The sequence below is a fragment of the Amycolatopsis sp. SID8362 genome (assembly GCF_010550475.1).
GTDB classification, from domain to species: Bacteria; Actinomycetota; Actinomycetes; order Mycobacteriales; family Pseudonocardiaceae; genus Amycolatopsis; species Amycolatopsis eburnea.
The window spans coordinates 1-10,223 of record NZ_JAAGNB010001275.1 but is presented as its reverse complement, the minus strand read 5'-3'; the positions used below and the strand labels follow the sequence as shown (position 1 = coordinate 10,223).

Annotated in this window: 13 protein-coding genes; 3 read left to right on the top strand and 10 right to left on the bottom strand. The window is 72.4% G+C overall.

Annotated elements, in window-relative coordinates; all coding sequences use genetic code 11:
• Positions 1 to 506: sigma-70 family RNA polymerase sigma factor (locus G3I65_RS39615; protein ID WP_160700633.1), on the bottom strand; the 506-nt coding region annotated here is incomplete at its 3' end.
• A gap of 135 nt (positions 507 to 641) precedes the next feature.
• On the opposite strand from G3I65_RS39615, the gene G3I65_RS39610 reads away from it, so the two are divergent.
• Positions 642 to 1,115 carry a carboxymuconolactone decarboxylase family protein gene (locus G3I65_RS39610; RefSeq protein WP_160700632.1) on the top strand — a complete coding sequence of 158 codons (474 nt, stop codon included), beginning with the start codon at positions 642 to 644 and terminating at the stop codon, positions 1,113 to 1,115.
• A 23-nt stretch (positions 1,116 to 1,138) separates the two neighbouring features.
• Positions 1,139 to 1,750 (top strand): class I SAM-dependent methyltransferase, encoded by a 612-nt coding sequence (locus tag G3I65_RS39605; RefSeq protein ID WP_160700631.1) that lies wholly within the window; start codon positions 1,139 to 1,141, stop codon positions 1,748 to 1,750.
• Here G3I65_RS39605 and G3I65_RS39600 read toward each other — a convergent pair.
• The 3 genes from G3I65_RS39600 to G3I65_RS39590 all read right to left on the bottom strand — a co-directional run bounded on the left by G3I65_RS39600 (position 1,743) and on the right by G3I65_RS39590 (position 3,226).
• Positions 1,743 to 2,246, bottom strand: coding sequence for a sigma factor-like helix-turn-helix DNA-binding protein (locus G3I65_RS39600; RefSeq protein WP_160700630.1), 504 nt, complete (start codon positions 2,244 to 2,246; stop codon positions 1,743 to 1,745). The genes G3I65_RS39605 and G3I65_RS39600 overlap by 8 nt on opposite strands.
• 55 nt (positions 2,247 to 2,301) lie before the next feature.
• Complete coding sequence (locus tag G3I65_RS39595; protein WP_160700629.1) at positions 2,302 to 2,442, bottom strand: hypothetical protein; 141 nt, start codon at positions 2,440 to 2,442, stop codon at positions 2,302 to 2,304.
• Between the two features lie 145 nt (positions 2,443 to 2,587).
• The gene (locus G3I65_RS39590) at positions 2,588 to 3,226 is read right to left on the bottom strand and encodes an HAD family hydrolase (RefSeq protein ID WP_166641149.1); all 639 of its coding nucleotides are present in this window, start codon (positions 3,224 to 3,226) and stop codon (positions 2,588 to 2,590) included.
• Between the two features lie 136 nt (positions 3,227 to 3,362).
• On the opposite strand from G3I65_RS39590, the gene G3I65_RS39585 reads away from it, so the two are divergent.
• Entirely contained in the window at positions 3,363 to 4,094 is a 732-nt protein-coding gene (locus G3I65_RS39585) for an ATP-binding protein (protein ID WP_166641146.1), read from the top strand.
• On the opposite strand, the gene G3I65_RS39580 is transcribed toward G3I65_RS39585, so the two are convergent.
• The 6 genes from G3I65_RS39580 to G3I65_RS39555 all read right to left on the bottom strand — a co-directional run.
• Complete coding sequence (locus tag G3I65_RS39580; RefSeq protein ID WP_160700628.1) at positions 4,079 to 4,285, bottom strand: DUF2188 domain-containing protein; 207 nt, start codon at positions 4,283 to 4,285, stop codon at positions 4,079 to 4,081. The two genes, G3I65_RS39585 and G3I65_RS39580, sit on opposite strands and share 16 nt — an antisense overlap.
• A 61-nt stretch (positions 4,286 to 4,346) precedes the next feature.
• Complete coding sequence (couO, locus tag G3I65_RS39575) at positions 4,347 to 5,213, bottom strand: 4-hydroxyphenyl-beta-ketoacyl-CoA hydrolase (protein ID WP_160700627.1); 867 nt, start codon at positions 5,211 to 5,213, stop codon at positions 4,347 to 4,349.
• 12 nt (positions 5,214 to 5,225) lie between these two features.
• Positions 5,226 to 6,119: a 3-hydroxyacyl-CoA dehydrogenase NAD-binding domain-containing protein gene (locus tag G3I65_RS39570; protein WP_160700626.1), complete on the bottom strand. Its 894-nt coding sequence runs from the start codon at positions 6,117 to 6,119 to the stop codon at positions 5,226 to 5,228.
• Positions 6,116 to 7,996, bottom strand: a complete 1,881-nt coding sequence (locus G3I65_RS39565; RefSeq protein WP_160700625.1) for an acetoacetate--CoA ligase — start codon at positions 7,994 to 7,996, stop codon at positions 6,116 to 6,118. The genes G3I65_RS39570 and G3I65_RS39565 overlap by 4 nt, the downstream gene beginning before the upstream one ends.
• Entirely contained in the window at positions 7,993 to 8,769 is a 777-nt protein-coding gene (locus tag G3I65_RS39560; protein ID WP_160700624.1) for a crotonase/enoyl-CoA hydratase family protein, read from the bottom strand. Before G3I65_RS39560 ends, G3I65_RS39565 begins: the two co-directional genes overlap by 4 nt.
• The coding region (locus tag G3I65_RS39555; protein ID WP_160700623.1) for a long-chain fatty acid--CoA ligase at positions 8,766 to 10,223 on the bottom strand (1,458 nt) is incomplete at its 5' end. The genes G3I65_RS39555 and G3I65_RS39560, both read right to left, overlap by 4 nt.

Here is a 10,223-nt window from a genome sequence, read left to right as displayed (position 1 = left end):
GTGGCGGAGACCCGGCCGCGCGGCCGGCGGGCGGCGACGTGCGAGCGGGCCCGGTGCGCGATCTGGCGGACCGCGGGCGCGGTCTTGCCGACGGCTTCGGCGATCTCCTCGTAGCCCAGGTCGAACACCTCGCGCAGCACGAACACCGCGCGCTCGGCCGGCGTCAGCGTCTCCAGGACCAGCAGCATCGCCATCGAGACGCTGTCGGCGAGTTCGACGTCTTCGGCGACGTCGGGCGCGGTGAGCAGCGGCTCCGGCAGCCACGGGCCGACGTAGGACTCCTTGCGCCGGGCCTGCGTCCGCAGCCGCATCAGGGCCTGGCGGGTCGTGACGCGCACCAGGTAGGCGCGCTGGTCGCGCACCTCGGCCAGGTCCACGCCCGTCCAGCGCAGCCACGTCTCCTGCAGCACGTCCTCGGCGTCGGCCGCCGACCCCAGCAGCTGGTAGGCGACGGTGAACAGCAGGTTCCGGTGGGCGAGGAACGCCTCGGTGGCGGCGTCGGCCATCGGGCTCCTCCTTTCGTCCGCTTTCCCACCAGATGCTCGGCGGGGCCGCGCTGTGACCGTGACGGTCGTCACTGTCACGGATCCGGGGTGGCCCGGCATCTCCTGGTCGTCCGGTTCCGACGGAAGGACGAGATCATGGAACCCCGTTTCACGCTGACCGACAACGAGATCGGCGCCAGGTTCGCCAAGCGGTTCGGCACCGCGAGCCTCGCGATCATCCAGTCGCCGCTGCCGAAGATCACCCAGGAGCTGGTGTCGCTGCGCGTCAGCCAGATCAACGGCTGCGGCTGGTGCGTCGACATCCACACGAAGGAGCTCGCCGCCGCGGGCGAGGACCCGGTGCGGATCAACCTGGTCGCCGCCTGGCGCGAAGCCACGGTGTTCACCGAGGCCGAGCAGGCGGCGCTGGCGCTGGCCGAGGAGGGCACCCGGATCGCCGACGCGCACCCCGGCGTCTCCGACGACACCTGGGAGCGGGTCCGCAAGCACTACGACGACGACCGGACGGCCGCGCTGATCGCACTGGTCGCGCAGATGAATTCGGCCAACCGGCTGGCCGTGATCGTGCACCAGAAGGGCGGCTCGTACGAGCCCGGCATGTTCGGCTGACGGGTTCGTGCTTCGCTGAGGGGATGGCGAAGACGCAGCGGTGGCGGCGGTACTGGGACCGGAAGTCGGCGACGTACGACGCGGAGATGGACTTCTGGGACCGCCGCCTCTTCGGTGATTCACGGGAGTGGGCCTGCGGCCAGGCCGGCGGCGACGTGCTGGAGGTCGCCGTCGGCACCGGCCTCAACCTCCCGCGCTACCCGCCCGGGGTGACGCTCACCGGCCTCGACCTCAGCGAAGGCATGCTCGCCGTGGCCCGCACCCGCGAGCCGGCCCGCCCGGTGACGCTGCGCCAGGGCGACGCCCAGGCCCTCCCGTTCGACGACGCGTCCTTCGACACGGTGGTCTGCACGTTCGGCCTCTGCGCGATCCCCGACCCCGCGGCGGCGGTGGCGGAGATGGCGCGGGTCCTGCGCCCGGGCGGACGGCTGATCCTGGCCGATCACGTGGTGTCGACGTGGTGGCCGGTGCGGGTGGCGCAGTGGCTCCTGGAGCTGGCGAGCGTCCCGTTGGCGGGCGAGCACTTCCGGCGGCGGCCGTTGAGGCTGGTGGAAGCGGTGGGGCTGGTGGTGGACCGGCGGGAGCGGTTCAAGCTGGGTTTGGTGGAACGGCTGGTGGCCCGCAAGGTCAGCTGAGCGTCTTCCGGGCCCGGTACGACGCCTGGCGGCAGGCGTTGGAGCAGTAGTGGCGGGGTCGGCCGAAGCCCGAGGTCACCGGGCAGGGGCACAGCGAGCAGAGAATCGATCCGGCGGCCAGCGCGAAGTAGCCGTGGCGCGCGCACTGCCCGACGGCCGGGCCTTCGGCTCCGCCCATGATTCCGGCTCGCACCCGGTCCGGAACGGCGGCTTGATCCGAATCGAGGTAGTCGCGAAGGGCTTCCGAGCGCGACGGGTGGCGCAGTCGCCTGAAAGCTGCTGTTTCGAGGTGCAGCACGTCTGCCCCGCGCAGGGAAAGGATCGCCGCGGTCTCGGCACGGGAGCGCGGGATGCTGTCGCGCAACCCGAACCGCAGGACGATGACTTCGGCCTCCTGGGGCGGCAACGTGGCCAGGACGGACCTGAGCTGCTCCAAGGCGAGGACCGCGGCGAGGCGACGGCTTCCGTCGACCACGGTCACCCGTCGGCGCGTCACGGCTGTGCCTCCCCTTCGTCGGTTTCAGTACGCGGCCGTTCAGCCTGCGGAACACTTAGGTCGCCTCGGTGAAGATCTTCGGCACGTCTTCCGGTCGTGCTTGGCACCGGGCGACGATCGACACCACGCCGAACATCGCGATGAGTAGATCGGTGGCAGGCAGACGAGCAGCTTCGGCATGGGAGCCTTCGGGCACGACGAAATCGCCGGACTCATCCGGCGAAATGGGGCAGAAAAGCCCCGCCGCCAGGTACCCGGACCGCCGGGCCGTGCGGGGTGAGCCCTGGTCAAAATTCTGAGGGAGTAGGACCTGGCGTCCTACCGACTTTCGTAACGCGAGGTCAGCCGAGCAGCACGCTGTCCTCGAGCCCCTCCAGCAACGCCGCGGCATCGTCGTACACCGCGACCGCTCCCGCCTCGGTCAGCTCCGCCGCGCTCACCCCGCCCGAGCGCACCGCCACCGTCCGCACACCAGCCTTCGTCGCCGCGTGGACGTCCCAGACCGCGTCGCCGACGAACACCGTCTCCTCCGGTGCCGTTCCCGCTCGCTCCAGGGCCGCGAAGACCGGCTCCGGGTCGGGTTTGGTCGCGTCGACGTCGTCGCCGGACACGATGGCCGTGACCACGTCGTCGACGTCCAGGACCTTGCGCAGCACCTTCAGCTCGTCCGGGCCCGCCGACGTCGCCAGCACGACGTGGACGCCGCGGGCGGCCAGGGTGCGGACCAGGTCGGGGGCGCGGTCGAACGGGCGCAGCAGCTCGGCCGTCTCCAGGTAGAACCGGCTGTGCAGCTCCTTCGCCCGGTCGTGGTCGGCGTCTTCCTCGCCCAGCACCGTGCTCAGCAGCTTGCCTGCGCCCTTGCCGATCGCCCGGTGCACGCGCCACGAGTCGACCGCGCGGCCGAGTTCGGCGAACGCGCGGTGCCACGCGTGGACGTGGAGGTAGTTGGAGTCGACGAGCGTGCCGTCGACGTCGAACAGGACCGCGGTGGCGATGGCAGGCTCCTCACGTCGGCTCCGACCCGGCTACCCGCGGCCGCGCCGCGGTACACATCGTCGCGTTTGACGGGTTCCCCACCGGCTATCCGATCGGTTGAACCCCCAGGAGGTGGTCGCGATGCTCGCCACAGTGTGGCTCGTCCCGCGGCCGGGGGCGAGCGCGAGCGCATCGGTCGGCGGGGTGCTCGACCGCACGACCTACCCCCGGCTGCGTGACCGGCTGCTCGAATTCGCGGCGGACGCCGAGGACGCGGTCGTGATCGACGTCGGCGGGCTCGAACTCCGCGACCCGGCGCTGGCTCGCGTGTTCGCCCTCGCCGCGCTGCGCGTCGCCGACTGGCCTGCGGTCCCCTTCGCGCTCGTGACCGACCGGCCGGAGCAGCGGGCGCGGATCGCGCGCGCGGGCGTGGCCGTCTACCGCGACTTCGCCGCCGCGGAAGCCTCGCTGAAGCGGCCGGTGCGGCGGCGGGCCGAGCAGGTGCTCGAGCGGACGATGCGCACCTCGGTCCGGGCTCGCGGGTTCGTCGAGGGCGTGTGCGCGGAATGGCAGGTTCCCGGGCTGGCGGAGAACGCCGCCTTGATCACCACGGAATTCGTGGAAAACACGTTACGGCACACCGATTCCGCGCCTCGGCTACGCGTGGAGCTTCGTCGTGACGAGCTCGGGATCGCGGTCGCCGACGGCAGCGCGCGGCCCGCCGTCCTGCGCGAAGAACTCGACACCCTCGAGGCCGGGCTCGGCCTGCGGATGGTGGCGAAGGTCGCGAAGTCGTGGGGGAGCAGCCGGGTGTGGTCCGGCGGCAAGGTCGTGTGGGCGGTGCTGTCTACTGTGGACTACCGGCGCCGGTAGTCCCGTTCGGTTTCGACCTCGCCCTGCGGGGTGTGGACCACGTGGCTGACCCGGCGTTTCTTCGCGATCTGCCGCCCGGCCAGCACGGCGTCGACGCGGCGGGGGGACGTGTTGGACGCCCGGGTGCCACCCTCGAGCCGGTTCTTCCACAGCCCGTCTTCGTAGTAGGTGTGCACGTCACCCTCCGCCACGATGCCTCCCGTCACGAGCCCGAACGCGTCGAGTGCCCGGCGGAAGTACGGACAAACCTGCTCAAGCCAGGCCGAGCACCCGGATCGCGTTGTCCTTCAGGATCAGCGGCCGGACCTCGTCCTTGAGGTCGAGCGCGGCGAAGTCGGCGAGCCAGCGGTCCGGGGTGATCACCGGGAAGTCCGAGCCGAACAGGACCTTCCGCTTCAGCAGCGAGTTCGCCGCGCGGACCAGCTGCGGCGGGAAGTACTTCGGCGACCAGCCCGACAGGTCGATGTACACGTTCGCCTTGTGCGTCGCGACCGAGATCGCCTCGTCCTGCCACGGCACCGACGGGTGGGCCAGGATGATCGTCAGGCCCGGGAAGTCGGCCGCGACGTCGTCGAGCAGCATCGGGTTGGAGTAGCGCAGCTTGATGCCGTGCCCGCCGGGCAGCCCGGCGCCGATCCCGGTCTGGCCGGTGTGGAACAGCGCCGGCACGCCCAGCTCCTGGATCGCCTCGTACAGCGGGTAGAAGCGCACGTCGTTCGGTTCGAACGCCTGCAGGCTCGGGTGGAACTTGAACCCGCGCACCCCGTGCTCGCCGACCAGCCGCCGCACGCGGGTGACCGCGGCCTTGCCCGCGTGCGGGTCGACCGAGCCGAACGGGATGAGCACGTCGGCGTGCTCGGCGGCCGCGTCGGCGATCTCCTCGCTCGACAGCGCCGGGTGCCCGGTGGCGGACGGCGCTTCGACGGTGAAGACGACCGCGGCCATGTTCCGCGCCCGGTAGTGCTCGGCGATCGAGGCCACCGTCGGGGTGCGGTCCTGGTCGGCGTGGAAGTACTTCGCCGACGCGTCCAGGAGTTCCTGGTCGAGGGCGAAACAGCCGTGGCCGTCTTGCTCGACGTGGGTGTGCACGTCGATGGCGGTCAGTGCGGAAAGGTCCACGGGAAACTCCAGTCAGGGCAGGTCGGGCTGGGCGGCCTTGGCGGCGAGCAGGCGGCCGAGGACGGCGTCGCGCGCGGCGACGAGGGACTGCTGGTCGGTGCCGGCCAGCTCGGCGTCGACGCCGGCGACGAGCGTCTCGGCGAGCTCCGGCGTGAGGTGGACGCGGCCGAGGTCGCGCCACCACTCTTCGGTGGGCGGCCCGAGGTGCGCGAGGACGTGCGCGAGGCCGCCCGCGCCGCCGGAGAGGTGCTGGTTGACGAACGGCCCGAGCACCGCCCAGCGCAGCCCGGGCCCGTACGCGATCGCCGTGTCGATGTCCGCGACGGTCGCGACACCGCGTTCGACGAGGGAGTACGCCTCCTGCCAGAGCGCGGCCTGCAGCCGGTTCGCGATGTGGCCGGGCACCTCGCGCGCCAGCCGGATCGGCCGTTTCCCGACCGAGGCGTAGAAGTCCACGGCCCGGTCGACCACCTCGGGCGCGGTGTCGCGGCCGGGCACGACTTCCACGAGCGGGATCAGGTGCGGCGGGTTGAACGGGTGCCCGATGACGACCCGCTCGGGGTGGCGCGGGCAGCCGCGCGCGATGGCGCTGGGCAGCAGGCCGGACGAGCTGCTCGCCAGGACCACGTCCGGCCGCGCGGCTTCGTCGAGGACGGCGAACAGCGCGTGCTTGACGTCTTCGCGCTCCGGGCCGTTCTCCTGCACGAAGTCCGCGGCGGCCGCGGCTTCGCCGGCGTCGGCGACGAACCGCAGCCGGTCGAGCGGCGTGCCTTCCAGCGCACCGCGCAACTGTTCCTCGGCGCCGGGCGCGGGATCGGTGGCGACGACGTCGAGGCCGTGCGCGAGGAAGAGCTTCGCCCAGCTCGCGCCGATCACGCCGGTGCCGACGACGGCGACGGTGCTCATGCGGGCGCCCCGAAGTGGTCCAGCGCCGTGGGATCGGCCAGCACGTCCGCGCCGACGACGTCCTCGGGCCGGGCGCCGAGCAGGAGTTTCTTCACGGGCAGCTCCAGTTTCTTCCCGGTGCGGTTGCGCGGGATGACCGGGACGGCGGTGATCGTGTCCGGCACGTGCCGCGGCGACAGCGCGCTCTTCAACGCCGTCGCGATCTTCGTGCGCAAGGCCGTGTCCAAGTCACCGTCGCGGAGCACGACGAACAGCCGGAGGTCGCCGTTGCCGCCCGCGGGGTCTTCGAGGTGCACGACGAGCGAGTCCTCGACCTCCGGCAGCTCCTCGACGACGGCGTAGAACTCGGCGGTGCCGAGCCGGACCCCGCCGCGGTTCAAGGTGGCGTCCGAGCGGCCCGCGATGACGCAGCTGCCCTCGGGGGAGAACCGGATCCAGTCGCCGTGGCGCCAGACGCCCGGGTAGGTGTCGAAGTACGTCTCGCGGTAGCGCTCGCCGGTGTCGTCGCCCCAGAACCCGACCGGCATGGACGGCATCGGCGCGGTGATCACCAGCTCGCCCAGTTCGCCGACCACCGGGTTCCCGGCTTCGTCGAACGCCTTCGCGTCGACGCCGAGGCACGGCCCGGAGATCTCGCCGGCGACGACGGGCTGCAGCGGGCTGCCCTGGACGATCCCGCTGCAGACGTCGGTGCCGCCGCTGCCGACGTTGAGGAGTACGTCCGGCCCGAAGACGTCCCGCACCCAGTGGTAGCCCTCGGCGGGCAGCGGGCTGCCGGCCGCGCCGAGCTGCCGCAGTGCGCTCAGGTCGAACGACGCGGCCGGATCGAGACCCGCTTTGCGGCACGCCATCAGGAAACCCGGGCTCGCGCCCATGAGCGTCGCGCGGGTTTCGGCGGCCAGCCGCCACTGCCACGCCAGGTCCGGGTGCAGCGGGTTGCCGTCGACGAGCACGATCGAGGTGCCGGTGAGCAGGCCGGAGACGAGCGCGTTCCACATCATCCAGGCGGTGGTGGAGAACCACAGCATCCGGTCGCCCGGGCGCAGGTCCCAGCTGAGGCCGTGGTTCTTGAGGTGCTCCAGCAGCAGGCCGCCGTGGCCGTGCACGATCGCCTTCGGCTTCCCAGTGGTGCCGGAGGAGAACAGCACGCACAGCGGGTGCGCGAACCCGACCGGCTCGAACCCGGGCGCGCTCTCGGCGAGCAGTTCGCGCCACGCCGTCGTGCCGGGGAGGTCGTGCTCGCCGTAGGGAACGTGGACGACGTGCTCGACCGTCGGCAGGCTGGCGCGGATCGCGGCGACCTCGGCGCGGCGGTCGACGTCCTTGGCGCCGTAGCGGTACCCGGACACGGTCAGCAGCACGCGTGGCTCGATCTGGCCGAACCGGTCGACCACCGAGCGGGCGCCGAACTCCGGCGCGCAGGACGCCCAGATCGCGCCGAGGCTCGCCACGGCGAGGTAGGCGACCACGGTCTCCGGGATGTTCGGCAGGTACGCGACGACCCGGTCACCGCGCCGGACCCCGAGCCGGCGCAGCCCGGCGCGGGCGCGGGCGACCTGGTCGCGCAGCTCGCCCCAGGTCAGCTCGACGCGTTCGCGGGTCTGGGAGTACGCGATGACGGCGACGTCGTCCGTCGGGCTGCCGAGCGCGTGCTCGGCGTAGTTGAGGGTCGCGCCGGGGAACCACTCGGTGCCGGGCATCCGCGGGTCCGGGACGACGGCCGTCTCGGGCGAGTGGAAGCGGACGCCGAAGAAGTCCTTGATCGACGACCAGAAGCCGTCGAGGTCGGTGACGGACCAGCGGTGCAGCGACGCGTAGCCGTCGAACGCGTGACCGCGGTCGGCGAGCCAGGCCAGGTAGCGGTCGATCTCGGTCATCGGCCGACCTTCCCCGCCCGCTTCTCCAGGAACGCCTGCATCCGCTCCTTCGCCTCGGCGCTGCCGCCGGCGATCGCCGCCATCAGCGCTTCCATCAGGTACCCCTCGGCCGGGTTGGCCTCGGCGATGCGCGGAAGCGCCTGCAGGACGGCGAAGTTCGTGATCGGCGAGTTCGCGGCGATCTTGCGGGCCAGGTCCATGGCGTGCTCGAAGCCGTTGTCCGCGCGGTAGTGCGAGAGCCCGGCGGCGTGGCCTTCGTCGGCGTCGAGCACCCGGCCGGTGAGCATCATGTCGGTCATCCGGTGCGCGCCGATCAGCCGCGGCACCCGCACCGACGCGCCACCGCCGACGAACAGGCCGCGCTGGCCCTCCGGCAGCGCGTAGAACGCCGAGGCCTCGGCGACGCGGATGTGCGCGGCGGCCGCCAGTTCCAGGCCGCCGCCGACGACCGCGCCCTTGAGCACCGCGACCACCGGGACGCGCCCGCGTTCGAGCCGCTCGAAGGCGCGGTGCCACATCATCGAGTGCGTCAGGCCCTCGAACGCGTCGCGCTCGGTGAGCTCGGCCAGGTCGAGCCCGGCCGAGAAGTGCTCGCCCACGGCGTCGAGCACGACGGCCTTGACCCCGGCCGGCGGGGCGCCGAAGAACGTTTCGATGCCGAGCACGGTGGCGTCGTCGAGGGCGTTGCGCTTCTCGGGACGGGCCAGCCGCAGCACGGCGACCTCGTCGTGCAGCTCGAGGCGCAGGGAACTGGGCAGGAGAGGGGCGGTCATGCGGGTCCGTTCGGGAAGGCTTCGGCGGCCCGCGCGCGGAGTTCGACGCGGCGGATCTTGCCGGTGGCGTTGCGGGGCAGGGCATCGGTGAACTGGATGTGCTGGGGAACCTTGTAGCGGGCGAGGTGCTGTTCGAGGTGGGCGCGGAAGCCCGCTTCGTCGAGCCGGGATCCCGGCCGCGGGACGACGAAGGCGGCGCCGACCTCGCCCCAGCGCGCGTCGGGCACGCCCACGACCGCGCACGCGTCGACGTCGTCGAGTTGAGTGGCGACCGCTTCGACCTCGGCGGGGTAGACGTTCTCCCCGCCGGAGATGATCACGTCCTTGACCCGGTCGACGACGTGGGCCCAGCCGTCGTCGTCGACGCGGACCACGTCCCCGGTCCGGAACCAGTCGTCCGCGATGAAGCTCGCTTTCGACTCCTCCGGCCGGTTCCAGTAGCCCGCGAAGACGTGGGGGCCGCGCACCAGCAGCTCGGCGGGCGTCGCCCCGAGCGGCGCCGGGCCGAGGTCCGGGCCGAGCGCGGCGACGTCGGTGAAGAAGTGCGGCACGCCGGCCGCGACGGGATGGCTCGGCGTGCCTTCGTGGGTGGCCATCGAGACGCCCGGCGCGGCTTCGGTCATGCCGTAACCCTGCAGCAGCTGCACGCCGCGGTCGAGCCAGGCGCGGGCGACGCGCTCGGCCACCGGCGAGCCGCCGTAGAGGACGCAGGTGAGCGAGCTCAGGTCGGTGGCGTCCCAGTTTTCGTGGCGACTCAGCATGTCCAGCATCGTGGGGACGGCGGAGAAGCTCGTGATCCCGGCCGCGCCGATCCGGCCGAGGATCGCGCCCGCGTCGAACTTCGCGACCGGTTCCACGCTGCCGCCCTTGAACAGCGTCGGCAGCGTGACCTGGCCCAGCCCCACGCAGTGGAACAGCGGCGCGATGCACAACGCCTTGTCGGTGCCGAGGACGTCGAGGTGGGCCAGCTGGTTGACGGTGTTCCAGGTCAGGTTGCCGTGGGTGAGGACCGCGGCCTTCGGGCGTCCGGTGGTGCCGGAGGTGTAGAGCAGCAGGCACGGGTCTTCGAGCCGGACCCCGGTCTCCGGCGGCGGGCCACCGGCGGCGAGCTCGCTCTCGTAGTCCAGCCCGCCGGCCGGGCACGACACCGGGTCCGTCGCCAGCACGTGCCGCACCGGCAGCGGGCCGGCCGCCGCGATGAGCGCGTCGGTGTCGGGGCTGTGCACCAGGACCGAAGCGCCGCTGTCGTCGAGCATGTACCGGATTTCCGCGCCCGCGAGCCGGTAGTTGAGCGGGACGAACAGCGCGCCGCAGCGGGCGGTGGCGAAGAGCGTTTCGAAGACGGAGACGGCGTTGACGCCGAGGTAGGCCACCCGGTCGCCGGGGCGCACCCCGAGCCGGGTCAGCGCGCCGGCCAGCCGCTCGACGCGCTCGGCGAGGGCGGCGTACGTCAG

Excerpts from the sequence above, each read along its gene's own strand:
- G3I65_RS39610 (WP_160700632.1), top strand. The coding sequence starts at position 642 with ATGGAACCCCGTTTCACGCTGACCGACAACGAGATCGGCGCCAGGTTC.
- G3I65_RS39605 (WP_160700631.1), top strand. The coding sequence starts at position 1,139 with ATGGCGAAGACGCAGCGGTGGCGGCGGTACTGGGACCGGAAGTCGGCG.
- G3I65_RS39585 (WP_166641146.1), top strand. The coding sequence starts at position 3,363 with ATGCTCGCCACAGTGTGGCTCGTCCCGCGGCCGGGGGCGAGCGCGAGC.
- G3I65_RS39570 (WP_160700626.1), bottom strand. The coding sequence starts at position 6,119 with ATGAGCACCGTCGCCGTCGTCGGCACCGGCGTGATCGGCGCGAGCTGG.
- G3I65_RS39565 (WP_160700625.1), bottom strand. The coding sequence starts at position 7,996 with ATGACCGAGATCGACCGCTACCTGGCCTGGCTCGCCGACCGCGGTCAC.
- G3I65_RS39560 (WP_160700624.1), bottom strand. The coding sequence starts at position 8,769 with ATGACCGCCCCTCTCCTGCCCAGTTCCCTGCGCCTCGAGCTGCACGAC.